Annotated in this window: 20 protein-coding genes and 1 pseudogene; 17 read left to right on the top strand and 4 right to left on the bottom strand. The window is 72.0% G+C overall.

Annotated elements, in window-relative coordinates; translation table 11 throughout:
• Positions 1-192: 192 nt before the first annotated feature.
• Positions 193-510 (bottom strand): DUF1844 domain-containing protein, encoded by a 318-nt coding sequence (locus ACFWVV_RS25535; RefSeq protein WP_384357525.1) that lies wholly within the window; start codon positions 508-510, stop codon positions 193-195.
• 486 nt (positions 511-996) lie between these two features.
• On the opposite strand from ACFWVV_RS25535, the gene infC reads away from it, so the two are divergent.
• From infC to ACFWVV_RS25490, 9 genes are all read left to right on the top strand, one after another.
• Positions 997-1,650 (top strand): translation initiation factor IF-3, encoded by a 654-nt coding sequence (infC, locus tag ACFWVV_RS25530; RefSeq protein WP_384357523.1) that lies wholly within the window; start codon positions 997-999, stop codon positions 1,648-1,650.
• A 131-nt stretch (positions 1,651-1,781) separates the two neighbouring features.
• Positions 1,782-1,976: a 50S ribosomal protein L35 gene (gene rpmI / locus ACFWVV_RS25525; RefSeq protein WP_189827454.1), complete on the top strand. Its 195-nt coding sequence runs from the start codon at positions 1,782-1,784 to the stop codon at positions 1,974-1,976.
• Positions 1,977-2,082: 106 nt separating this feature from the next.
• The gene (gene rplT / locus ACFWVV_RS25520) at positions 2,083-2,469 is read left to right on the top strand and encodes a 50S ribosomal protein L20 (protein ID WP_266655864.1); all 387 of its coding nucleotides are present in this window, start codon (positions 2,083-2,085) and stop codon (positions 2,467-2,469) included.
• A 120-nt stretch (positions 2,470-2,589) separates the two neighbouring features.
• A complete protein-coding gene (locus ACFWVV_RS25515; RefSeq protein WP_384357521.1) occupies positions 2,590-3,429 on the top strand; it encodes a TrmH family RNA methyltransferase in 840 nt (279 codons plus the stop codon).
• 109 nt (positions 3,430-3,538) lie between these two features.
• Positions 3,539-4,639, top strand: a complete 1,101-nt coding sequence (locus ACFWVV_RS25510; RefSeq protein ID WP_384357515.1) for an ATP-binding protein — start codon at positions 3,539-3,541, stop codon at positions 4,637-4,639.
• Between the two features lie 113 nt (positions 4,640-4,752).
• The gene (gene pheS / locus ACFWVV_RS25505) at positions 4,753-5,883 is read left to right on the top strand and encodes a phenylalanine--tRNA ligase subunit alpha (RefSeq protein ID WP_384357513.1); all 1,131 of its coding nucleotides are present in this window, start codon (positions 4,753-4,755) and stop codon (positions 5,881-5,883) included.
• Entirely contained in the window at positions 5,883-8,411 is a 2,529-nt protein-coding gene (gene pheT / locus ACFWVV_RS25500) for a phenylalanine--tRNA ligase subunit beta (RefSeq protein WP_384357511.1), read from the top strand. Before pheS ends, pheT begins: the two co-directional genes overlap by 1 nt.
• Positions 8,412-9,082: 671 nt before the next feature.
• Positions 9,083-10,435, top strand: coding sequence for a transcriptional regulator (locus ACFWVV_RS25495; RefSeq protein ID WP_384357509.1), 1,353 nt, complete (start codon positions 9,083-9,085; stop codon positions 10,433-10,435).
• Between the two features lie 122 nt (positions 10,436-10,557).
• Positions 10,558-11,088, top strand: coding sequence for an NUDIX hydrolase (locus tag ACFWVV_RS25490; protein ID WP_384357507.1), 531 nt, complete (start codon positions 10,558-10,560; stop codon positions 11,086-11,088).
• A gap of 48 nt (positions 11,089-11,136) precedes the next feature.
• Here the strand turns inward: ACFWVV_RS25490 and ACFWVV_RS25485 are convergent, their stop codons facing one another.
• Both ACFWVV_RS25485 and ACFWVV_RS25480 read right to left on the bottom strand, forming a co-directional pair.
• Entirely contained in the window at positions 11,137-11,394 is a 258-nt protein-coding gene (locus ACFWVV_RS25485) for a hypothetical protein (protein ID WP_384357505.1), read from the bottom strand.
• 188 nt (positions 11,395-11,582) lie between these two features.
• The gene (locus tag ACFWVV_RS25480) at positions 11,583-12,443 is read right to left on the bottom strand and encodes a 3-hydroxybutyryl-CoA dehydrogenase (protein WP_384357503.1); all 861 of its coding nucleotides are present in this window, start codon (positions 12,441-12,443) and stop codon (positions 11,583-11,585) included.
• Positions 12,444-12,693: 250 nt separating this feature from the next.
• On the opposite strand from ACFWVV_RS25480, the gene ACFWVV_RS25475 reads away from it, so the two are divergent.
• Entirely contained in the window at positions 12,694-13,890 is a 1,197-nt protein-coding gene (locus tag ACFWVV_RS25475) for a glycoside hydrolase family 10 protein (protein ID WP_384357501.1), read from the top strand.
• Positions 13,891-13,904: 14 nt separating this feature from the next.
• Complete coding sequence (locus tag ACFWVV_RS25470; protein ID WP_384357499.1) at positions 13,905-14,324, top strand: barstar family protein; 420 nt, start codon at positions 13,905-13,907, stop codon at positions 14,322-14,324.
• A gap of 75 nt (positions 14,325-14,399) precedes the next feature.
• Here ACFWVV_RS25470 and ACFWVV_RS25465 read toward each other — a convergent pair whose 3' ends face one another.
• Positions 14,400-15,830 carry a PLP-dependent aminotransferase family protein gene (locus ACFWVV_RS25465; protein ID WP_384357497.1) on the bottom strand — a complete coding sequence of 477 codons (1,431 nt, stop codon included), beginning with the start codon at positions 15,828-15,830 and terminating at the stop codon, positions 14,400-14,402.
• On the opposite strand from ACFWVV_RS25465, the gene ACFWVV_RS25460 reads away from it, so the two are divergent.
• The 6 genes and pseudogenes from ACFWVV_RS25460 (at position 15,829) to ACFWVV_RS25435 (ending at position 23,600) form a co-directional block, all read left to right on the top strand.
• The gene (locus ACFWVV_RS25460) at positions 15,829-16,764 is read left to right on the top strand and encodes a DMT family transporter (protein ID WP_384357495.1); all 936 of its coding nucleotides are present in this window, start codon (positions 15,829-15,831) and stop codon (positions 16,762-16,764) included. The genes ACFWVV_RS25465 and ACFWVV_RS25460 overlap by 2 nt on opposite strands.
• A 150-nt stretch (positions 16,765-16,914) precedes the next feature.
• A pseudogene (locus ACFWVV_RS25455) lies at positions 16,915-17,367 on the top strand (GNAT family N-acetyltransferase); the annotation flags it as partial.
• A gap of 129 nt (positions 17,368-17,496) precedes the next feature.
• Positions 17,497-19,059 carry a carboxylesterase/lipase family protein gene (locus ACFWVV_RS25450; RefSeq protein ID WP_384357519.1) on the top strand — a complete coding sequence of 521 codons (1,563 nt, stop codon included), beginning with the start codon at positions 17,497-17,499 and terminating at the stop codon, positions 19,057-19,059.
• 48 nt (positions 19,060-19,107) lie between these two features.
• On the top strand, positions 19,108-20,133 hold the full coding sequence (locus ACFWVV_RS25445; protein ID WP_384357493.1) for a hypothetical protein: 1,026 nt from the start codon (positions 19,108-19,110) through the stop codon (positions 20,131-20,133).
• 135 nt (positions 20,134-20,268) lie between these two features.
• Positions 20,269-21,210: a sigma-70 family RNA polymerase sigma factor gene (locus tag ACFWVV_RS25440; protein WP_384357491.1), complete on the top strand. Its 942-nt coding sequence runs from the start codon at positions 20,269-20,271 to the stop codon at positions 21,208-21,210.
• A gap of 167 nt (positions 21,211-21,377) precedes the next feature.
• Positions 21,378-23,600, top strand: coding sequence for an NADP-dependent isocitrate dehydrogenase (locus ACFWVV_RS25435; RefSeq protein WP_384357489.1), 2,223 nt, complete (start codon positions 21,378-21,380; stop codon positions 23,598-23,600).
• Positions 23,601-23,681: the final 81 nt, after the last annotated feature.

Raw genomic sequence — 23,681 nt, 5'->3', positions numbered from 1 at the left:
CCCCAGGACCCCACCCCCAGATCCCCCCAGGCCCCATGGGCGGCGGGGGCCGCCCCACCCCCCAGGCCCCGTTGGGGGCGGGGGGCCCCCCCCCGGGGCGGGAAGGGCGGGCAACGGGGCGGGCCCCCGCCGGGGCGCCCCCCCCGGCCCCCCGCCGGGGGGGGGGCCCTTTTCCGCGGGAGGCGGGGCCGCTCAGCCGAAGACCGGTCCGGTGAACTTCTCGCCGGGGCCCTGGCCCGGCTCGTCGGGCACGACCGACGCCTCGCGGAACGCCAGCTGGAGGGACTTCAGTCCGTCCCGCAGCGGCGCCGCGTGGAAGGAGCTGATCTCGGTCGCGCTGGCCGTGATCAGACCCGCCAGCGCCTGGATCAGCTTGCGGGCCTCGTCGAGGTCCTTCTGCTCCTCGCCGCCCTCGGCCAGGCCGAGGTTCACGGCGGCGGCGCTCATCAGGTGCACGGCGACCGTGGTGATCACCTCGACGGCGGGAACGTCCGCGATGTCGCGGGTCATGTCGTCGAAGCCGGGGTTGTGCTCGTCAGTGGTGCCGGTGGTGCCGGTGGTGCCGGTCGTGCCCGTGTTGCTGGTCGCGTCGCTCATGGCGTCAACGATAGGTCCCGCGTCGTGGTTGGCTTCCCCGGGACGGGTGGTTTGTGGCGGGTTCGCGGCGATGCGCAAAGTGCAGTACTGTTTTCTCAACGACCGGCTGGACACTCCTGTGCCCGGCCCACAAGTGGAGGCTCCTTTTCTCCCACCTGACCGTCCCCCGGGACGGCGGGTCACCGGTCAGAAGATGGTCCCCATCGTTCCGTACGGACGATGGAACTGTCCGATGTTGCGCCCCGCGGTTTCAGACGCGGCGGTGCTCCGGTATTTCCAGGAGCCCTGCCTGTGTCCCGTTCGGGGCATTTTTTTGTCTCCCGATCCGGTTGGTCCGAAGAAATAAGACGTTACGCGGCTGTCTGCCAGACAGCCGTGTGGTGCTACTGAGGAGGATCCATCAGCGCCGAGCCCCGCATTAACGACCGGATTCGCGTTCCCGAGGTCCGGCTTGTAGGCCCCAGCGGCGAACAGGTCGGCATCGTTCCCCTCGCAAAGGCCCTTGAGCTGGCGCAGGAGTACGACCTCGACCTTGTCGAGGTCGCGGCGACCGCCCGTCCGCCCGTGTGCAAGCTCATGGACTACGGGAAGTTCAAGTACGAGTCGGCCATGAAGGCCCGTGAGGCGCGCAAGAACCAGGCGCACACGGTCATCAAGGAAATGAAGCTCCGCCCGAAGATCGACCCGCACGACTACGACACCAAAAAGGGTCACGTCGTCCGGTTCCTCAAGCAGGGTGACAAGGTCAAGATCACGATCATGTTCCGTGGTCGTGAGCAGTCCCGTCCCGAGCTTGGCTTCCGGCTGCTTCAGCGACTCGCCTCCGACGTGGAGGAACTGGGCTTCATCGAGTCCAACCCGAAGCAGGACGGCCGGAACATGATCATGGTTCTCGGCCCGCACAAGAAGAAGACCGAGGCGATGGCCGAGGCCCGCGAGGCCCAGGCCGCCCGCAAGGCGGAGCGTCAGGGCGTTGCCCCCGACGAGCAGCCCGCGGAGGTTGCCGAGGACGCTGCCGAGGCTCCGGCCGACGCCGCACCTTCCGAAGCGTGATCCACGGGGCCGCCATCCAGGCGGCCCCCGGATTCCGACCGGAAACCCCTTAACCACAGACCTGACGTTCCCGCAGTCCGGTGCCCGCACCGGGGGCCGGGGGAGCGGCACTGACGAGGAGATACGGCGCGATGCCGAAGAACAAGACGCACAGCGGTTCCAAGAAGCGCTTCAAGATCACCGGCTCCGGCAAGGTGCTCCGCGAGCGTGCCGGCAAGCGCCACCTGCTCGAGCACAAGTCGTCCCGCGTGACGCGCCGCCTCACCGGCACCGTTGAGCTGGCCCCGGGCGACGCCGCGAAGATCAAGAAGCTTCTCGGCAAGTGATCCCCCCGCCCCGGGTGCACCCGCCCGAGGCACTGGATCGAGACCGGGACCAATTCGTTTTCGGGTCGTGTGAACATCCCCACGGCCCCGCTACAAGGAGTCAAAAGTGGCACGCGTCAAGCGCGCAGTAAACGCCCACAAGAAGCGCCGGGCAATCCTCGAGGCGGCCAAGGGCTACCGCGGCCAGCGTTCGCGCCTGTACCGCAAGGCCAAGGAGCAGGTCACCCACTCCCTGGTCTACAACTACAACGACCGCAAGAAGCGCAAGGGCGACTTCCGCCGCCTGTGGATCCAGCGCATCAACGCCGCTGCCCGCGAGAACGGCATGACGTACAACCGCCTCATCCAGGGTCTGAACGCCGCCAACATCGAGGTGGACCGCAAGATCCTCGCCGAGCTGGCCGTCAACGACCCGAACGCGTTCGCCGCGCTCGTCGAGGTCGCCCAGAAGGCGCTCCCGAGCGACGTCAACGCCCCGAAGGCCGCCGCCTAGTTCCAGGCAGAGCAGCTTCTTGGCTTTGAAGCCGGACCCGCAGGCGCACGCAGCGCCTGCGGGTCCGGTGCGTTGCGCCCCGCCCGTTCTGTCACGTACTACGAAGTGAGCCGCACCCCCATGGGCACTCCCGAGCTGATCTCCCCGCGTTCCCCCCGCGTCGTCGCCGCCAGACGGCTGGCCAAGCGCAGCTTCCGGGGCAAGGAACGCCGGTTCATCGCCGAGGGACCGCAGGCCGTGCGGGAGGCCGTCGACCACCGGGGTCCTGACGGCACCCCCACGCTGATCGAGCTCTTCGCGACGGTGGAGACCGCCGAGCGGTACGCCGACATCGTGGACGCCGCGGACGCCGCCGGCGCCCGGGTGCACCTGGCGGGGGACGACGTACTCGCGGAGATCTCGCAGACCATCACCCCGCAGGGCATCGTCGGCGTCTGCCACTTCCTGGACTCCCCGTTCGAGGACATCCTCGCCGCGAAGCCCAAGCTGGTCGCGGTCCTCGCGCACGTACGCGACCCCGGGAACGCCGGTACGGTGCTGCGCTGCGCGGATGCGGCGGGCGCCGACGCGGTCGTCCTCACCGATGCCTCGGTCGACCTCTACAACCCCAAGTCGGTACGGGCCTCCGTCGGCTCGCACTTCCACCTCCCGGTCGCCGTCGGCGTCCCGGTCGAACAGGCGGTCGCCGGGCTCCAGGCCGCCGGGGTGCGCATCCTGGCCGCCGACGGCGCGGGCGACCGCGACCTCGACGACGAGCTCGACGCCGGCACCATGGGCGGCCCCACCGCCTGGGTCTTCGGCAACGAGGCCTGGGGCCTGCCCGAGGAGACCCGCGCCCTCGCGGACGCCGTCGTGCGCGTCCCGATCCACGGAAAGGCCGAGAGCCTCAACCTCGCGACTGCCGCCGCGGTGTGCCTCTACGCATCCGCGCGCGCACAGCGGGTGCGCACCTCTGCCTGAGGACCCCCCGTTCGGAGTAGGGTGGCCCACTCGGGGACCCGCCCCCAAGTGCTCGGCTTCGCCCGAGCAGGGGGCCCCCTTGCTGCACAGAGGGGCGGGATGCGGGGAGATGGTCGCGGAAGTGTCTGAACAGGCCGTACGGGCAAGGGAGTCCGATACGTCCGGGGTCGCGGCGGACGACCTTCCTGACGGGCTCGTGGTCGCCGACGCGCAGGGCCGGGTCATCTGTTTCAACGCCGCGGCCGCCCGGATCACCGCCGTGCCCGCCGCGCTCGCGCTGGGCCGCGCCCTGGTCGACGTCCTTCCGCTGGAAGACCTCGAGGGCCGCCGCTGGTGGACCCTCACCGATCCGTACGGCGGGCTCGCCATCCGCTGCGGTCAGCCCGAGCGCAACCTGCTCCTGCCGGGCGGCCGCGAGGTCCTGGTGTCCGCCAGGTACGTCCGCGAGGAGCCGTGCGGACCGGTGCGCCGCGTCGTGGTCTCGCTGCGCGGCACCGAGGCCCGCAGGCGCACCGAGCGCAGCCACGCAGAGCTGATCGCGACCGTCGCCCACGAACTGCGCTCCCCGCTGACCTCGGTGAAGGGCTTCACCAGGACCCTGCTGCGCAAGTGGGAGCGCTTCACCGACGACCAGAAGCTGATGATGCTGGAGACCGTCGACAACGACGCGGGCCGGCTCACCCGGCTCATCGCGGAGCTCCTGGACATCGCCCGCATCGACTCAGGCCGCCTGGAGCTGCGCCGGCAGCCCGTCGACATCGCCGCCGCCGTGGGACGCAACGTGCACGCCCTCATCTCCACCGGCCAGCCCGCCGACCGCTTCCTCGTGCACCTCGCGCATCCGCTGCCCGCGCTGTGGGCCGACCCGGACAAGATCGACCAGGTGCTGGGCAACCTGCTGGAAAATGCGGTGCGGCACGGCGAGGGAATGGTCACCATTGAGGTGGCACCCGCCACCGCCAAGAACGACGAGAAGGGAACGGCCGTCATCGTGAGCGACGAAGGAACCGGTATTCCCGAGGAGTCGCTCGGCCGCGTCTTCACCCGTTTCTGGCGGGGCAGCAAACGCGGCGGCACCGGCCTGGGCCTCTACATCGTCAAGGGCATCGTCGAGGCCCACAGCGGCACCATCACGGTCGGCCGCGGACCCGGCGGCGGCGCCGAATTCCGATTTATCCTGCCCGTCGGGGCCCCGGCCTACCTGGCCTGAGCAGCCCACGGGCACCTTCGCCTCCCGCGTCCCTTTAGACTCGACTTTTGGCACCTTTGCGTCCTCACGTGTCGAGCGGGGCCGCCCACCAGCCATCGGAAGTACGGGAAGAGATGTCCGCACCCAATAAGTCGTACGACCCTGTCGAGGTCGAGGCGCTGAAACCCGAAGAGATCGAGCGCATGCGCGACGAGGCGCTGGCCGCCTTCGAGGCCGCAGCCGACCTCGACGCGCTCACCCACGCCAAGACCGCGCACACCGGGCCCACCTCGCCGCTCTCGCTCGCCAACCGCGAGATCGGCGCGCTGCCCCCGCAGGCCAAGGCCGAGGCGGGCAAGCGCGTCGGCATGGCCCGCGGTGCCGTGAACAAGGCCCTGGCCGCCCGCCTGACGGTCCTGGAGGCCGAGCGCGACGAGCGCGTACTGGTCGAGGAGGCCGTCGACGTCACACTGCCGTACGACCGCACCCCGGCCGGCGCCCGCCACCCGCTGACCACCCTCATGGAGCGCGTCGCCGACGTCTTCGTGGGCATGGGCTACGAGGTCGCCGAGGGCCCCGAGGCAGAGGCGGAGTGGTTCAACTTCGACGCCCTGAACTTCGTGCCCGACCACCCGGCCCGGCAGATGCAGGACACCTTCTTCGTGCAGGGCGAGAACGGCGCGAAGACCGGCGAGTCCGGTGTCGTGCTGCGCACCCACACCTCCCCGGTGCAGGCCCGCGCGCTCCTCGAGCGCCGTGAGCCGCCCGTGTACGTCGTGTGCCCCGGCCGCGTCTACCGCACCGACGAGCTGGACGCCACGCACACCCCGGTCTTCCACCAGATCGAGCTGCTGGCCGTCGACGAGGGCCTCACCATGGCCGACCTCAAGGGCACCCTCGACCACATGGTCCAGGCGCTCTTCGGCGAGGGCATGAAGACCCGGCTGCGCCCGAACTACTTCCCCTTCACCGAGCCGTCCGCCGAGATGGACATGGTCTGCTACGTGTGCCGCGGCGAGTCCGTCGGCAACCCGGACAGGCCCTGCCGCACCTGCGGCAGCGAGGGCTGGATCGAGCTCGGCGGCTGCGGCATGGTCAACCCGAAGGTCCTTAACGCCTGCGGCGTCGACCCCCAGAAGTACAGCGGCTTCGCCTTCGGCTTCGGCATCGAGCGGATGCTGATGTTCCGGCACAACGTGGAAGACATGCGAGACATGGTCGAGGGTGACGTGCGTTTCACTCGGCCCTTCGGGATGGAGATCTGATGCGGGTCCCGCTTTCCTGGCTGCGGGAGTACGTGGACCTCCCCGCCACCGAGACCGGCCGTGACGTGCAGGCCAAGCTGGTGTCCGCGGGACTGGAGGTCGAGACGGTCGAGCAGACCGGCGCCGGCCTCAAGGGCCCGCTGGTCGTCGGCCAGGTCCTCACCATCGAGGAGCTGGAGGGCTTCAAGAAGCCCATCCGCTTCTGCACGGTCGACGTCGGCACCGCCAACGGCACCAGCGAACCGCAGGAGATCGTCTGCGGCGCCCGCAACTTCGCCGTCGGCGACAAGGTCGTCGTGGTCCTGCCCGGTGCGGTGCTCCCCGGCGACTTCGCGATCGCCGCACGCAAGACGTACGGCAAGACCTCGCACGGCATGATCTGCTCCGGCGACGAGCTGGGCATGGGCGACGACGGCACCGGCGGCATCATCGTGCTCCCGCCGGAGTACGAGCCGGGCACCGACGCCATCGAGCTCCTCGAACTCGTCGACGAGGTCCTCGACATCGCCGTGACCCCCGACCGGGGTTACGCGCTGTCCCTGCGCGGCATCGCCCGCGAGGCGGCCACCGCCTACGGCCTGCCGCTGCGCGACCCCGCGCTGCTCGACGTCCCCGCGCCGAACTCCTACGGCTACCCGGTGAAGGTCTCCGAGCCGCAGGGCTGCGACCGCTTCACCACCCGTACGGTCACCGGCCTGGACCCCGAGGCCCGCTCGCCGATCTGGCTGCGCCGCCGCCTCCAGAAGGCCGGCATGCGCCCGATCTCCCTCGCCGTCGACATCACCAACTACGTGATGCTCGAACTCGGCCAGCCGCTGCACGCCTACGACCGCACCCGCGTCCAGGGCACCATCGGCGTCCGGCGCGCGGAGCAGGGCGAACAGCTCACCACGCTGGACGGCGCCAAGCGCACCCTCGACGCCGAGGACCTCGTCATCACCGACGACCGCGGGCCGATCGGCCTCGCGGGCGTCATGGGCGGCGCCCACACCGAGATCGCCGACGCCGAGACGGACGCCGCGACCGGCGAGACCAGGGGCACCACCGAGGTCGTCATCGAGGCCGCGCACTTCGACGCCCTCACCATCGCCCGCACCTCGCGCCGCCACAAGCTGGGCTCCGAGGCGTCCCGGCGCTTCGAGCGCGGCGTCGACCCGCAGGCCGGCCCCGCCGCCGCCCAGCGGACCGTCGACCTGCTCGTCCTGCTCGCCGGCGGCACCGCGGAGGCGGGCGTCACCGAGGTCATCGCGCCCTCCGCCCCCCGCTCCATCGCCATGAAGGCCGACCACCCGGACCGCGTCGCGGGCGTCGCCTACGGCCGCGAGACCGTGGTGCGCCGCCTCCAGCAGGTCGGCTGCGACGTCTACGGGCAGGACGACCTCACGGTCACCGTGCCGTCCTGGCGCCCCGACCTGGCGTTCCCGAACGACCTGGCGGAGGAGGTCATCCGGCTGGAGGGGTACGAGAACCTGCCCTCCACGCTGCCGACCCCGCCGTCCGGCCGCGGGCTCACCGAGCGCCAGCGGCTGCACCGCCGGGCCGGCCGGGCGCTCGCCGGTGCCGGATTCGTCGAGGCGCTGAACTACCCGTTCGTCGGGGAAGCCGTCTTCGACCAGCTCCAGCTGGCCGCCGACGACGCGCGCCGCGACACGGTCAAGCTGGTCAACCCGCTCGCCGACACGGAGCCCGCGCTCCGTACGACGCTGCTGCCCGGCCTGCTGGGCACGCTGCGCCGCAACGACGGCCGCGGCAGCCACGACCTGGCGCTCTTCGAGACCGGACTGGTCTTCCGGCCCGCCGGCGCGCAGACCGCGGCGGTACGGCTGCCGGTCGACCGCCGTCCCACGGACGAGGAGATCGCCGGACTGAACGCCGCGCTGCCCGTCCAGCCCCGGCACGCCGCCGTCGTTCTCGCGGGCGCCCGCGAGCAGGCCGGCTGGTGGGGCAGGGGCCGCCCGGCCGACTGGGCCGACGCCGTCGAGGCCGCCCGCTCGCTGGCCCGCGAGGCCGGTGCCGAGCTGCTCGTCGCCGGGGCGGTCAACCAGCCCTGGCACCCGGGCCGCTGCGCCGCGCTCTCGGTCGTCGTCGACGGCGAGGAGCGGATCATCGGGTACGCCGGAGAGCTCCACCCGCGCGTCGTGAAGGCGATGCACCTCCCGGAGCGCACCTGCGCGATGGAGATCGACCTGGACGTGCTGGAGCAGGCGGGCCGGGGAGTGCTGCAGGCACCCCGCATCTCCGCCTTCCCGGTCGCCACCCAGGACGTCGCCCTGGTCGTCGACGCGGACGTCACCTCCCGGGCCGTCGAGGGGTGGCTGCGCCAGGGCGCGGGCGAACTCCTGGAGGACATCCGGCTGTTCGACGTGTTCGAGGGCGAGCAGCTCGGCGAGGGCAAGAAGTCCCTCGCCTACGCGCTGCGCTTCCGCGCCGCCGACCGCACGCTGACCGTCGAGGAGGCCACCGCCGCCCGCGACGCGGCAGTGGCGCTCGCCGCCGAGCACACCGGAGCGGTGCTGCGCGGGGCGTGAGTGCGGTGCCGCCTGCGGCACCCACGAAGAGTTGAGCAACCGCTGAGGAGCGTGTTGCCGAGGGGCACATCCGGGTCACGGGTGTGCCCCTCACTCCTTCGGATGAGATGCGCCGGGCGCCGGCCCGGACGTCGTCACCTGCTGCGGCTGCACCCTGGCGGTCGCCGCCCTGGTGCTGGGGGTGCGGCGGAGCCCGCTGCGGGAGCTGCACCGGGTGACGGAGTGCCGGTCGGCCCCGGAGCACCCGGCGGCCGAGGAGTTCGTCACCGTACTGCTGCTGGAAATCCACGAGGACGGCGAGGTGCTGGTACTCAACTGCGGGCATCCGCGGCCGCACCGGCTGCGGTGGCGGGCCGAACCGGTCGCGGGCGGGGAGCCGCTGCCGACGGGAGAGCCTGTTCGGTGCGGGGCGCGGTCGCGGCTGCCGTCCGCCCTGCCTGAGGGGGGTGTCGGGCAGACAGGACAGGGCGGACGGGGGTGGGAACGGGCCGCCGCACTTGTGGAGGGGGGAGCCGACGGCCCGGCCGCCTCTTGCGAGGCAGTTCAGTCAACCGATTCACCGGCCGGGGCGGCAGCGGGTGAAGCAGCCGGATGCGGGCATTCCGTTCACCCCCCGTGTGAACCCACCGGTACTACGCTGTCCACGACCGAGTCAGCCGGAGGCGCTTGACATGCAGCCCAATGCACTCCTCGACGCTCTGCTGGACGAGGCCGGGATCTCCCAGGCCGGTCTGGCCGCGCACGTCAACCAGGCGGGCAGAAAACGGGGGTTGGCGCTGCGCTACGACCACACGGCGGTCCGCCGGTGGCTCAAGGGGCAGCGCCCGCGCGGTCAGGCACCCGACCTGATCTGCGAGGTGCTCAGCGGCCGGCTGCACCGGCAGGTCGCCCTCGACGACATCGGACTGGGCGGAATCCAGGGCGAGTCGGTCGTGCCGAGCAGCGGTGCGGGATCCACCCTGTCCGGCTTCGTGGAGCGGGCCACCGCGCTGTGGCGCTCCGACGAACAGCAGCGTCCGCACGTCCTCGGCGCCCCCGCCGTCACCGGCACGCCCGCCGTGATCCCGGTCTGGGAGTGGGAGAACCCGCCGGAGGACAGCGACGTCTCCCGGTCCGGACAGGCCCAGGTGAACCTCGCGGACATCGAGACCCTCAAGGCCGCCAGGGCGCACTACGAGCTGATGTACCGCAAGGCCGGCGGCATCGCCACCCGCTCGCGCATCGTCGGCTTCCTCAACTCCGAGACGGCGCCCCTGCTGCGCGGTGGCTACAACGACGCGACGGGCCGTCAACTCCACCGTGCCACCGGTGGGTTGGTGGCCATCGCGGGAATCTGTGCCTACGACTCCGACGCCCAGGGGCTCGCCCAGCGCTACTTCCACCAGGCGCTGCGGCTCGCCAAGGCCAGTTGCGACCGGGGACTCGGCGCGTATGTCATCGCCCTGCTCGTGAACCAGTCGCTCTTCATGCGGGAGTACCGGCAGGCGGTCGCCTTCGCGGAGGCCGCACTGCGCACGGCGGGGCGCGAGATCACCCCGGCGCTGGCGGCCGACCTGTATGCGATGCAGGCCAAGTCGTACGCCCATCTCGGCGACGGCGGCAGCGCGCTGGCCTGCATCCGGCGGGCCGAGAAGGCCGCCGACCGCATCCGCCCAGGCCGCGAGCCGGACGAGACCGGCTACGTACAACCGGGCCTGGTCAACGTGCAGGTGGCGGAGGCGCTGCTCAGCATGGGGGACCTGCCGACCGCGCGGGAGCACGCGGCGGCGGCGGTCGACACCCGCGCACACGACCGCGGCCGGGTGCACCGGCTCGCGATCCTCACCCATGTCGAGCTGCGGCAGGGCGAGGCCGACCGGGCCGTGGCCACCGCGGTCGAGATGGCCGAGCAGGCGCGGGGCATGGAGTCCCGGCGACTGAGAGACCGGCTGCGGGCCGTGCGCGAGCATCTGGCGTCCAGTGGCTGCTCCCAGGCCGACGAGGCGGCCGAGATGATCGACGGGGCGCTGCGCATCCCCTTGTGAGGAGCCACCTGTAAGGAGTTGTGCATTCCGCTGTAAAGGTCCACCAGGCGCTGTTTCGCCAGCGTGCCCCTGCTGCGATGTTGCCATCTACGTGCAACTACGTGCAGGAAGGTGGCAGAACCGTGCAGTGGACGAACCTAAACGAACAAACTGTGTATGAGAACCCGTGGTTCCGGGTGAATCTCGCGGACGTCGAACTCCCCAACGGCCGTCATCTGGACCACTTCCTCATCCGTCTGCGCGCCGTCGCCGTGGCGACGGCCGTCAACGAGGCGAACGAGGTGCTGATGCTCTGGCGCCACCGCTTCATCACCGACAGCTGGGGCTGGGAACTGGCCGCCGGTGTGGTCGAGGACGGCGAGGACGTCGAGGAGGCCGCGGCCCGCGAGATGGAGGAGGAGACGGGGTGGCGCCCGGGACCCCTGCGCCATCTGCTCACCGTCGAGCCCTCCAACGGCCTCACCGACGCCAGGCACCACCTCTACTGGGCGGAGGGAGCCACGTACACCGGCTACCCGCAGGACGACTTCGAGTCCTCCCGCCGTGAGTGGATACCGCTCAAGCTCATCCCGGACATGATCGCCCGGGGCGAGGTCCCGGCCGCCAACATGGCGGCCGGGCTGCTGATGCTGCATCACCTGCGGCTCGGCTAGCGGTAGTTGTGCGCACGCGTACGTCCTCACGTACGCACGCCGCAGCGGCTAACGCCCGAGGGCCTGCCACACGGCGACGGCGAGCGCACCGAGCGCGGTGAGCGCCGCCACCGCGGGCAACGGCCAGCGGGAGTGCTCCAGGGCGCTGACGCGGGCGACCAGATCGGCGAGGTCCTTGTCGTTCTGGTCGTCGCGCAGGGTCTGTACGGCGAGCCGTCCCTCGATGTGGGCCAGCCCCACGTCGAGGCGGCGGCGCACGTCCGACAGTTCTTCGACGACCACGCTCTGCTCGGGGTCGGTGGTCACGATGTCCGCTCCTTCACGGGAGAGTCGACTCAGTGGGTGTGACGGTGAGTCAACTCTCTTTGCGGGAAGGACGGGAGCGTGTGTTCGGGGCATATGCGAGCACGCCCCGCACACCGCGCGCGCCCCCGCACACTCCGTGCGAATCAGGAGTGCGGGGGGCGCCGGCGACGCTCGGTCACCCGGGTGGATCAGCCGTACGGGTAGAAGCCCGAGCCCGTCTTGCGGCCGAGCCGGCCCGCGTCGACCATCCGCTGGAGCAGCGGCGGAGCGGAGTACAGCGGCTCCTTGAACTCGTCGTACATCGAGTCCGCCACCGAGGCGACGGTGTCCAGACCGATCAGGTCCGCCAGCTTCAGCGGGCCCATCGGGTGGGCGCAGCCCAGCTCCATGCCGTTGTCGATGTCCTCGCGGGAGGCGATGCCCGACTCGAACATCCGGATCGCCGAGAGCAGGTACGGGATCAGCAGGGCGTTCACCACGAAGCCCGAGCGGTCCTGGGCGCGGATGGCGTGCTTGCCGAGGATCTTCTCCACCATGGCGTGCGCCCGGCTGATGGTGCCCTCGGAGGTGGTGAGGGCGGGGATCAGCTCGACCAGCTTCTGCACCGGCGCCGGGTTGAAGAAGTGGATGCCGATGACCGCGTCCGGGCGGGACGTGGCGACGGCCAGCCTCACCAGCGGGATGGAGGAGGTGTTGGAGGCCAGGATGGCGTCGGGGCGGGTCACGACCTGGTCGAGGACCTGGAAGATCTCCGTCTTGACCTGCTCGTTCTCGACCACGGCCTCGATCACCAGGTCGCGGTCGGCGAACTCGCCGAGGTCGGTGGTGAAGCTCAGGCGCGCCAGCGTCGCGTCGCGCTCCTCCTCGGAGATCTTGCCGCGCTCGGCGGCCTTCGAGAGGGAGTTGTAGAGGCGCGTGCGGCCGATCTCCAGGGCCTCGCCGGTGGTCTCGGCAACCTTGACCTCAAGGCCGCTGCGGGCGCACACCTCCGCGATGCCGGCGCCCATCTGGCCGCAGCCCACCACTCCGACGCGTTCGATGTCGGTCACATCGTGCCTTTCGCTTCTACGGTCGAGCTCGACGTCAAGCTCTCGGTCTTCTCGCTCGCGGGACCCGCCCGGTGTCCCCGACCGGCCCCGCCACGACCCCCGACGTTACTCCGAGCTTGCGAGGTGATGGAGGGGAGGGCAGGGCATGCTGTCCCCATTCGCGGGGTCGAACCGACACGGTGAGGGGCGTTTTGTGGGACATGTCGCACGAAGAAGGCTTCTGGTGGGCGCGGCAGGAGTGCTCTCCGCCATGGCTCTGACCGGGAGTGCGGTGGCCCGCCCCGGCGGGGCAGGCAAGCGGGACTCCGCGAGGGATATGCGGGGCGTCTGGATCGCCACCGTGGCCAACCGCGACTGGCCCTCACGCAAGGGGCTCAGCGCCGCCGATCAACGCGCTGAGCTGCTGGTTCACCTGGACAACGCGGTACGGGCGGGGTTGAACGCGGTGATCCTCCAGGTGCGGCCGACCGCCGACGCGCTGTGGCCGTCCCCGCTGGAGCCGTGGGCGGAATGCCTCACCGGGGAACAGGGCCGCGACCCCGGCTGGGACCCCCTCGGCACGGCCGTGAAGGAGGCCCACGCGCGCGGTCTCGAGCTCCATGCCTGGTTCAATCCGTACCGGGTGGCGAATCACACAGACCCCGGCAGGCTCTCGCCCGCTCATCCGGCCCGTGTGCACCCGGGCTGGACCGTCCCGTACGGCGGCAAGCTCTACTACCGCCCCGGCCTGCCGGAGGTCCGTCGCTTCGTCCAGGACGCGATGCTGGACGCGGTGCGCCGGTACGACGTGGACGCCGTGCACTGGGACGACTACTTCTACCCGTACCCGGTGGCCGGTGAGACCTTCGACGACGCGGACGAGTACGCCAGATACGGGGCGGACTTCGCCGACGTGGGCGACTGGCGCCGGCACACCACGGAGCTGCTGGTGCGGGAGATGGGCCAACGGATCCGGGAGGTCAGGCCCGGGGTGCGGTTCGGGGTCAGCCCCTTCGGGGTGTGGCGCAACGAGGCCAGGGACCCGCAGGGCTCCCGGACCCGGGCCGGCGTCGGCACGTACGACGACCTGTACGCGGACACCCGGCAGTGGGTGCGCGAGGGGTGGCTCGACTACATCTGCCCCCAGCTCTACTGGCACCTCGGCTTCCCCGCGGCGGACTACGCGGAGCTGGTGCGCTGGTGGGCGGGGGAGGTGCGCGGCACCGGCGTCGACCTGTACGTGGGCGAGGCCCTCTACAAGGCGGGCGACCCGGCCCAGCCCGCAGCCTGGCAGGACCCGGCGGAACTCTCCCGGCACCTGACCCACGCGGCCGGCCGCCCCGAGGTCGGGGGCCACGTCTTCTTCGCCGCACGGGAGCTGGCGAGAGACCGGATCGGGGCGATGGAGCGGGTGGTCAGGGACCACTACGCGCGGCCGGGTCGCGGCGGGACGAGGGAGGGGCGTTGACGGACAATGACCCGATGAGCGAGCAGCCGCCACAGCCCCCCGGCCCCGGCACCCCGACCCGCCCCGGCGCCTGGGCGGAACTGGACCAGGAGGGCCGCAGGCAGCGGCTGACCGCCGTGCAGGAGCGGCACTTCGCCCGCCCGGACGTCACCCCGGACGCCCCCGCGGGCCGCACCTGCGTCCTCGACGGCCGGCACGTCACCGACCGCCCCGCCCTGTTCCTCGCCCTCGGCGAGGCGGTCAACGGCCCCGGCGGGTACTTCGGGGACAACCTCGACGCGCTCAACGACTGCCTGCGCGGCGGCTTCGGCGCCACCGTCCCCTTCACCCTCGTCTGGCAGGAGTCCCGGGCAGCCCGCACCCACCTCATGGCGTACTTCGACTCCACGCTCGACGTCCTGGCCGAAAACGGGGTGGACGTGCGCCTGGAGTGAAGGAGCCCGGGGGCATGGGCGGCTCCCGGCGGCTCAGGAGTGCGCCGGTACGCAGAGCGTCTGCGGGCTACTGGGCTACTGCCCGTCGAGCGCCGCCCGGAGCCTGCGTACCCCCTCGGTGATCTCGGCCGTGCTCGCCACCGCCGCGAAGCTCAGCCGCAGATGCGCGGCGGGCGGCTCGGCGCTGAAGTACGCGCGGCCGGGGGCGACCGCCACCCCGGCCCGCAGCGCGGCCGAGACCACCGCGTTCTCCTCGGTGCCGTCCGGCAGCCGCAGCCACAGGTGGTAGCCGCCCGACGGGAGGTGCGGCGGCGGGATGTCCGGCAGACTCCGGCGCAGCGCCGCCGCGAGGGTGTCCCTGCGCTTCCTCAACTCGGCCGACACCGTCCGCAGATGGCGGGGCCAGGCGGGCGAGCCGACCAGTTCCGTCGCCGCCTCCTGGAGGGGGCGCGGGACGAAGAAGTTCTCCACCACCTGGATGGCGCGCAGCCGCTCCAGCACCGGGCCGCGCGCGACCAGCGCGCTGACGCGGAAACTGGGCGAGGTCGCCTTGGTGAGCGAGCAGACGTGCACCACGACCCCGTCGTGGTCGTCGGCGGCCAGCGGCCGCGGCAGCGGTCCCGCGTCGTCGTGCACCAGCCGCCGCACGAAGTCGTCCTCGACGACGAACGCCCCCGCCGCCCGCGCGATCCGCAGCACCTCGGGCCGCCGCTCGGCGGACAGCACCGCTCCCGTCGGGTTCTGGAACAGCGGCTGGCAGACGAATACCCGCGCCCCGGTCGCCCGGAACGCCGCCTCCAGCAGCTCGGGCCGCACCCCGTCCGTGTCCACCGGCACCGGCACGGGCCGCAGTCCGGCAGCCCGCGCGATGGCCAGCATGCCCGGGTACGTCGGCGACTCGACCAGCACCGGCGCACCGGGCGGGGCGAGCGCACGCAGCGTCGTGGTGAGGGCGCTCTGCCCGCCCGAGGCGATGAGCACATCGGCGGCGGTGATCGCCCCGCCGATGCCCCGGGCGAACCATTCACGCAGCTCGGGAATGCCGTCGGTGGGCGGTCTGCCCCAGGCGCCAGGCCGGCGCCCGGCCCGGGCGAGGGCGGCCGCCATGGCCTGCTCGGGCTGGAGCGAGGCGTGCAGATAGCCGGCGTTGAACTCGATCACCCCGGCGGCGGGTGCGGCCAGGGTGACCAGCACACCGGACGCGTCCACCGACCGCGGCACCAGGTCCGAGCCCCCGTCCGCGCTGAGTGACACCTCCTGCCAGGAGGTGTCGCCGGGCGCCCCGGACTCGGCAGGCACCTCCGCCCGGAAGGCGCCCGCCCCGGGCCGGGTGACGAGAAGACCTTCCGCGGCGAGCCTGGACAGTGCCCGCGACACGGTGACCGGACTGACCCGGTACTGCTCGACCAGGGCCCGGCTCGACGGCAGCTTTCCACCTGTTGGGTAGCGGTGGAGTTCCCCCCGGAGGACTTCTGCCAGTTCAGTAACGCTGCTACGCTCGTGCATGACAGCACAGAATAGCGCTACTCCCGCTCAGGCGATAGCAGTTGGTGCCGCGGTGCACCTCCCGGAAGACGGCTCCCGGGCCCGTCACGGCACCGTGTTCGCCGCACTCGGCATCCTCGCCTTCTCGCTCACCTTCCCCGCCACCGTCTGGGGCCTGGACGGATTCGGGCCGTGGACGCTCGTCGCGGTGCGCAGCGTGCTCGCCGCACTCGTCGCCGGGAGCGTGCTGCTCGCCCTGCGGGTCCCGGTGCCCGACCGCAGGCACTGGGGTGCGCTGGCCGTCGTCGGCATCGGTACCGTCCTCGGCTTCCCGATGCTGACCACCCTCGCCCTGGAGACCTCCACGACCTCGCACGCCGCCGTCGTGGTGGGGCTGCTGCCGCTGACCACCGCCGTCCTCTCGGCCGCTCGCACCGGACACCGGCCCTCACCGGCCTTCTGGGCGGCGGCACTCGCCGGCGCGGCCGTCGTCATCGGCTTTACGGTGCAGCAGAGCGGCGGCGCCCTGTCGACGAGCGACCTCTACCTCTTCGCGGCGCTGCTGGTGTGCGCGGCCGGATACACCGAGGGCGGCCGGCTGGCGAAGGTGATGCCCGGCTGGCAGGTCATCGGCTGGGCCCTGATCATGTGCCTGCCGGTGGCGGTGCCCGCCGCGGCCCTCGCCCTCACGGCGGAGCCGCTGCGCTGGACAATGCACGGCGTCGTCGGACTGGTGTGGGTGGCGGTCGGGTCGCAGTTCCTCGGCCTGGTGGTGTGGTACCGGGGGATGGCGGACATCGGCGTGTCCAGGGCGAGCCAACTCCAGCTCGCCCAGCCCCTGTTGACGCTGGTGTGGTCCGTGGCTCTGCTGGGGGAGGTGCTGCCGGTGGCCGCTCCCGTCGCCGCGGTGGCGGTGCTGGTGTGCATCGCGGTCACCCAGCGGGTGCGGAGCTGAGGCGGGCCGGGGGAGCGGCACCGCCGGACGTCTCGCCGCCGCACGTCTCGCCGCCTTGGCTTCGGCAGCCGAGAGTGATCAATTGCCTGGAGGCCGCTGCCGCGGGCGGATACCGTGGCCGGACACCCACGGACGAAAGACCGCTCCCACATGCCCGAACTGCCCGACGCCCCGCGCCCGCCGCTCCTCACCACCGACCGGCTGGACCTCCTGCCGCTGGCCGTCGAGCACGCGCCGGAAATGGCCGGTGTCCTCGCCGATCCCGTGCTGCACACCTTCACCGGTGGCGCGCCGCTGGACACCGCCGCCCTGCGCGCGCGGTACGAACGGCTGCGGCGCGGGGCTCCCGAGCCCGGCACCAGTTGGCTGAACTGGGTCGTCGGGCTGCGCGGCGAGCAGTGCCTGACGGGCACGGTGCAGGCCACGGTCACCGGCGAAGTCGCCGAACTGGCCTGGGTGGTGGGCGCCGCCTGGCAGGGCAGGGGCATCGCGACCGAGGCCGCCGAGGCGCTGGCGGACTGGCTGGCCGGGCAGCCGGGCATCCGCGAACTGCGCGCCCACATCCACCCCGCCCACCGGGCGTCCCAGGCGGTCGCCAGGTCCGCCGGACTCCGGCCGACGGACCACCACGCGGACGGCGAGGTGCGCTGGACGCGGGCCGTGGCGGACCGGGGAGCCGACGGGGCGGGGGAGTGCGTGCCGGGTGGCGCGGTCGGTACCGGGACGGAGCCGGTGGGAGACGCGTACGACGGCGCGGGGCCGACGGGCGATGCCCGTGGCAGTGCGGGACCGACGGCCGATACCCGCGACGGCCGGGTGCGCGGGCTGCGGCCCGCCCCTGACATCACGGCCTACCTCGGTGTCCCGTACGCCGCCCCGCCCTTCGGTCCGCACCGGTTCCGTGCTCCGCAGCCGCCCGAGCCCTGGTCGGAAGTCCGTGACTGCACCGCCTTCGGGCCCATCTCCCCGCAGTCGGCCCAGCTGCCCGGCGCACCGTCCTGGGAGCCCGGCGACGAAGACATCCTCACGCTCAACATCTGGGCACCGGAGCGGAGTCCGGTCGCGGACGGCACCGCGCTCCCGGTGCTCGTGTGGATCCACGGTGGTGCGTACACCTTCGGCTCGTCCGCCCAGCCCGAGTTCGACAGCACGGTGCCGGCCCGGGCGGGGCTGGTGGTGGTGACCGTCAACTACCGCGTCGGCTTCGAGGGGTTCGGGCACCTCCCCGACGGCGGGCCCGGTACCCCTTACCCCCACAACCGCGGACTGCTCGACCAGGCCGCCGCACTGCGCTGGGTGCATAGGAACATCGCGGCCTTCGGCGGCGACCCGCACCGCGTCACCGTCGCCGGACAGTCGGCCGGTGCCACCTCCGCCGTCCTCCTGATGCTGCGGGACGAGGCGCGCGGTCTGTTCCGCCGGGTGATCGCGCACAGTGCGGCCGGCCCCTGTTTCTCCTCTGCCACTGCCGCCGAGCACACCCGGCGGATCGCCGCAGCGACCGGAGTCCCCGCCACCGCCGAGGGGCTGCTCACCGCCTCCCCGCAGTCGCTCGTCGCCGCTTCCGACCAGGTCTCCGACGCCCTGCGTGACGACCCCGGCAGCGGCTCCGGCTACCACGATCAGGTCCTCTACGGGCCGGTCGCCGACGGTACGGACCTGCCGGCGGACCCCCTGGCCGCGCAGGCCACCGCCCCCGTCACCGGGATCGACCTGCTGGTCTGCCACACCACCGAGGAACAGTGGCTGATGGACGCGGTCGGCCAGAACCCGAAGGTGACCTCGGAAGCCCAACTGGAGTCCTTCCGCGCCGCCTTCGCCCTCCCCGAGGTCCTCGTCGACGGATACCGGAGGCGGATGCCGGGCGCCGCCGTCCACGACCGCTACCTCGCTCTGCTCGGCGATCTGTTCTTCGCCGAGTACAGCAGCCGCGTCGCCGACGCCCATGTCCGCGCCGGGGGCCGCACCTTCCTCTCCCGCTTCGCACGCCGCCGCACCGACGCGGAGGGGAACGTCCAGGTGCGCGCCTGGCACTGCGCCGACGTCCCCTTCGCCTTCGGCAACCACCACGACCCCCACCTCGCCTTCCTGATCGGTGGCCCGCCCGCACCCGAGGACGACGCTCTGTCCGCCGGCATGGTGCGCGCCTGGGCAGACTTCGCGGCCACCGGAGACCCGGGCTGGCAGCCGTACGACCCGGACGACGACGCGGCGACGGTACGGATCTGGGGCGCGCCCACGGCGGAAGGGCCGCCGCGCGCACTGTGGCGTGCGAGGGACTACTACCCGGCATAGCGACGGGGCCCATGGGGTGAGCGGGGCAGGTGTCTATGGTTGTTGCTCATGTGGCAAGGACAGCAGCCATCGGGGGCCGGACAGTACCCGCAGCACCAGCCGAACAATCCGTACCAGCACCCGACCCACCCCGGCACGGCGAACCAGCCGACCCACCCCGGCACGGCGAACCAGCCGACCCAGCAAGGCCAGTTCGCTCCTCTCGCTCCACCGCCCGCCGGCAACGGCAACGGCAGGGGGAACGGTGGTGGCGGCGGGCGGCGCACCACCACGGTGGTCGTGACTGCCGCCGCCGCCGTCGCGGTCGCCTGCGCCGCCACCGTGTTCCTGCTCCGCGGGGGCGACAAGAACGACGAGAAGCGGGACGAGGCGAAGAAGGACGGCGGAGCGGTGTCCACACCGGCGGCCACCGGCCCGCAGACTCCGGCGCCCGACGCCGGGGCCGGCACCGTACGGGGGAAGCCCGGCGACCCGAAGCCCCTCGTCGCGGGCTGGAAGACCGTGGTGAACCCCAAGCTGGGTGTCGCCTTCGACGTACCGCCGCAGTGGGACCGCCAGACGACGGACTGGGTCAGCTACGTCGCCGACGAGCGGGACCCCGAGGAGAAGCCCCTCGTGGCCTTCGCCGCGCCGGGGGTCCTCAAGGAGAAGTGGTGCGTGCCCGCCGACGCCCCGGCGGACGGCAGCGGAGGTGCCACCGCGCTCGCCATGGCGGGCTCGCGCGGCGAGCGCACCGCGACGAGCAGCGACGAGGCCGCCCGCGACAACGCGAGCCAGTGGCTCTACGGCGCGTACACCCAGCCCGACCGCGGCAGGGCGAAGGCAGGTCAGGCCCAGCCGTTCACCACCAGTACGGGCCTCAAGGGCAGCCTGGCGACGGCCAGTTCGGCGGGCGTCCCGAAGAAGGAGAAGTGCGCGGGTGACGGCAAGGTCACCGCCTTCGTCTTCCCCCGCGCCGACGGCGCCCTGGCCTCGTGGACCTTCGTCGGCGCAAAGGGGGTGCCCGACGAGGTGCCGGACGCTACGGTACGCAAGATCGCCGGCACGGTGCGGCTGGTCGGCACGGCTCCGTAAGCCGCCCGCTCTCCCGAGGAGCGCGGGCGAGCGGCGCGCACGGGGGCGGGTCCCGCATTGCCACCGCCACCGCCACGTCCGCCTCCTGCGGACGCCCCGCCGTGCGATACCCACGACGACGAGAGCGAGCCAGCGGTGCCGGAGCCGATACGTGAGAGGGACGGGCAGGCCCCGTCCGGACCGGACGGGGCCGACGTCCTGGCGGCCCGCTTCGAGGAGCACCGCGACCGGCTGCGCGCCGTCGCCTACCGGATGCTGGGCTCCACCAGCGAGGCCGAGGACGTGGTGCAGGAGGCGTGGCTGCGGCTCGGCCGCCAGGAACCCGGATCCATCGACCACCTCCCCGGCTGGCTGACCACCGTCGTGGGCCGGATCTGCCTCGACCAGCTGCGCTCGCGCACCTCGCGCCGCGAGGACCCCCTGGACCCCCTCTCGGACACCCATGTCCCGGACCCGGTCGTACGCCGGGACGACGAGGCGGACCCCGAGCGGCAGGCGCTGCTCGCGGACTCGGTGGGGCTCGCGCTCCTGGTCGTGCTCGACACGCTCGGCCCGGCCGAACGGCTCGCCTTCGTCCTCCACGACATGTTCGCGGTCACCTTCGATGAGATCGCGCCGCTGGTGGACCGCACCCCCGCGACCACCCGGCAGCTGGCCGCCCGGGCCCGCCGCAGGGTCAGGGGCGCGGCCCCGGCACCCGACAGGGACGCGGCGAGGCAGCGGAAGGTGGTCGAGGCGTTCCTGGCCGCGTCCCGGGGCGGCGACTTCGACGGACTGCTGGCCCTGCTGGACCCCCGGTGCGTGCTGCGGGCGGACGCGGGGAAGGCCGTCGCAGGGGCATCGAGGGTGGTCAGGGGCGCCCGGGAGGTCGTGGCGAACGCGCTCATGTTCTCGCGCTACGCACAGTTCGCCCGCCCGGCCCTGGTGAACGGGGCGACCGGCCTGGTCACCGTCCTGGCCGGACGTGCGGCCTCGGTGATGGACTTCACGGTGGTGGACGGAGCCGTCGTGGAGATCAACATCCTGGCGGACCAGCAGCGGCTGGCGGGGCTGGACGTGGCGTTCCTCGCGGAGTGAGGGCGGGCGGCCGCACCGGTGGTGCCGTGGGGCCCGCGGCAAGGGCGGCCGGAGCAGTGGTGCCGGAGGGCCCGGGGCGCGATTCCTTCCGCCCCCACGTCACCCCGGCCCCGCCCACGAGATATCTTGACGTCAAGCAATGTTGCAGACGTGGAGCGGAGTACCCGGTGACTGACTCGACCATCATCTATACGCACACCGACGAGGCCCCGGCCCTCGCGACGTATTCGTTCCTGCCCGTCGTCGAGGCCTACGCCTCCACGGCCGGTGTCACGGTCGAAAGCCGCGACATCTCGCTGGCAGGCCGCATCATCGCGAGCTTCCCCGAGCGCCTCCAGGAGGAGCAGCGTATCGATGACGCGCTCGCCGAGCTCGGCGAGCTGGCCAAGACGCCCGGCGCCAACATCATCAAGCTGCCCAACATCTCGGCCTCGATCCCGCAGCTGAAGGCCGCGATCGCAGAGCTCCAGGGACAGGGCTACGCCCTCCCCGACTACCCGGACGACCCGCAGACCGACGAGGACAAGGACGTCCGCGCCCGCTACGACAAGGTCAAGGGCAGCGCCGTCAACCCGGTCCTGCGCGAGGGCAACTCCGACCGCCGCGCCCCCGCGTCGGTCAAGAACTACGCCAAGGCCCACCCGCACCGCATGGGCAAGTGGACCCCGGACTCCAGGACGAACGTCGCCACCATGGGCGCCGACGACTTCCGCTCCACCGAGAAGTCCGTCACGATCGCCGAGGCGGGCGACCTCCGCATCGAGCTGGCCGGCGACGACGGCACCACCACCGTGCTGCGCGAGTCGGTCCCGGTCCTCGCCGGCGAGGTCGTCGACGCCTCCGTGATGCGCGTCGCCGCCCTGCGCGAGTTCTTCACCGCGCAGCTCGCCCGCGCCAAGTCCGAGGGCGTGCTCTTCTCCGTGCACCTCAAGGCCACGATGATGAAGGTCTCCGACCCGATCATCTTCGGCCACGTGGTCCGCGCGTTCTTCCCGAAGACCTTCGCCAAGTACGGCGAGGTGCTCATCGGTGCCGGCCTGACCCCGAACGACGGTCTCGGCGGCATCTACAAGGGCCTGGAGTCCCTCCCGCACTTCGGTGAGGAGATCAAGGCCTCCTTCGACGCCGAGCTCGCCGAGGGCCCGGCCCTCGCGATGGTCGACTCCGACAAGGGCATCTCCAACCTGCACGTGCCGTCCGACGTCATCGTCGACGCCTCGATGCCGGCCATGATCCGCACGTCCGGCCACATGTGGGGCCCGGACGGCAACGAGGCCGACACCCTCGCCGTCATCCCGGACTCCTCGTACGCCGGCATCTACCAGGTCGTCATCGACGACTGCCGCGCCCACGGCGCCTTCGACCCGTCGACCATGGGTTCCGTACCCAACGTCGGTCTGATGGCCCAGAAGGCCGAGGAGTACGGCAGCCACGACAAGACCTTCGAGATCCAGGCCACCGGCACCGTCCGCGTCGTCGACGCCTCCGGCACCGCGCTCATCGAGCAGGCCGTCGGAGCGGGCGACATCTTCCGGATGTGCCAGACCAAGGACCTGCCCATCCAGGACTGGGTCAAGCTGGCCGTCACCCGCGCCCGCGCCACCGGCGTCCCGGCCGTGTTCTGGCTGGACGAGGAGCGCGCCCACGACGCGCAGCTCATCACCAAGGTGAAGAAGTACCTGGGCGACCACGACACCGACGGTCTCACCCTCGAGATCATGTCGCCGGTCAAGGCCATCGCCTACTCCCTGGAGCGCATCCGCCGCGGCGAGGACACCATCTCGGTGACCGGCAACGTGCTGCGCGACTACCTCACCGACCTGTTCCCGATCCTGGAGCTGGGCACCAGCGCCAAGATGCTCTCCGTGGTCCCGCTGATGAACGGCGGCGGCCTCTTCGAGACCGGTGCCGGCGGCTCCGCCCCCAAGCACGTCCAGCAGCTCGTCAAGGAGAACTACCTCCGCTGGGACTCCCTGGGTGAGTTCCTGGCGCTGGCCGTCTCCTTCGAGCACCTCGCCACCACCACGGACAACGCGCGCGCCCAGGTCCTCGCCGACACCCTGGACCGCGCGACGGGCACCTTCCTCAACGAGGACAAGTCCCCGAGCCGCAAGCTGGGCGGCATCGACAACCGCGGCAGCCACTTCTACCTCGCCCTGTACTGGGCCCAGGAGCTGGCCAAGCAGACCGACGACGCGGCGCTCGCCGAGGCGTTCGGCCAGCTGGCCGCGACGCTGGCCGAGCAGGAGGAGACCATCGTCTCCGAGCTGATCGCCGTGCAGGGCTCGCCGGTCGAGATCGGCGGCTACTACCAGCCGGACGCGAAGAAGGCCTCGGCCGTCATGCGCCCGTCGAAGACGCTGAACCAGGCGCTGGCCACCCTCGCCTGATCTGCCTGACTCGGCGTGCTTTCTGACGCTGCGCTCTTCCTGACGCTGCGTCAACGGGACTGCCCCGGCCGGTACTTCACC

It is taken from the genome of Streptomyces sp. NPDC058663 (genome assembly GCF_042716745.1).
Lineage (GTDB): Bacteria > Actinomycetota > Actinomycetes > Streptomycetales > Streptomycetaceae > Streptomyces.
Note: the sequence above shows the minus strand (reverse complement) of the source record. Positions and strands in the feature narration are given on the sequence as shown.

Bases quoted from the DNA above. Each gene is read 5' to 3' on its own strand.
- pheT (WP_384357511.1), top strand. From the start codon at position 5,883: ATGCGGGTCCCGCTTTCCTGGCTGCGGGAGTACGTGGACCTCCCCGCC.
- ACFWVV_RS25495 (WP_384357509.1), top strand. From the start codon at position 9,083: ATGCAGCCCAATGCACTCCTCGACGCTCTGCTGGACGAGGCCGGGATC.
- ACFWVV_RS25510 (WP_384357515.1), top strand. From the start codon at position 3,539: ATGGTCGCGGAAGTGTCTGAACAGGCCGTACGGGCAAGGGAGTCCGAT.
- ACFWVV_RS25475 (WP_384357501.1), top strand. From the start codon at position 12,694: ATGGCTCTGACCGGGAGTGCGGTGGCCCGCCCCGGCGGGGCAGGCAAG.
- ACFWVV_RS25535 (WP_384357525.1), bottom strand. From the start codon at position 510: ATGACCCGCGACATCGCGGACGTTCCCGCCGTCGAGGTGATCACCACG.
- ACFWVV_RS25515 (WP_384357521.1), top strand. From the start codon at position 2,590: ATGGGCACTCCCGAGCTGATCTCCCCGCGTTCCCCCCGCGTCGTCGCC.
- rpmI (WP_189827454.1), top strand. From the start codon at position 1,782: ATGCCGAAGAACAAGACGCACAGCGGTTCCAAGAAGCGCTTCAAGATC.
- ACFWVV_RS25445 (WP_384357493.1), top strand. From the start codon at position 19,108: ATGTGGCAAGGACAGCAGCCATCGGGGGCCGGACAGTACCCGCAGCAC.
- ACFWVV_RS25470 (WP_384357499.1), top strand. From the start codon at position 13,905: ATGAGCGAGCAGCCGCCACAGCCCCCCGGCCCCGGCACCCCGACCCGC.
- ACFWVV_RS25460 (WP_384357495.1), top strand. From the start codon at position 15,829: ATGACAGCACAGAATAGCGCTACTCCCGCTCAGGCGATAGCAGTTGGT.
- pheS (WP_384357513.1), top strand. From the start codon at position 4,753: ATGTCCGCACCCAATAAGTCGTACGACCCTGTCGAGGTCGAGGCGCTG.
- ACFWVV_RS25465 (WP_384357497.1), bottom strand. From the start codon at position 15,830: ATGCACGAGCGTAGCAGCGTTACTGAACTGGCAGAAGTCCTCCGGGGG.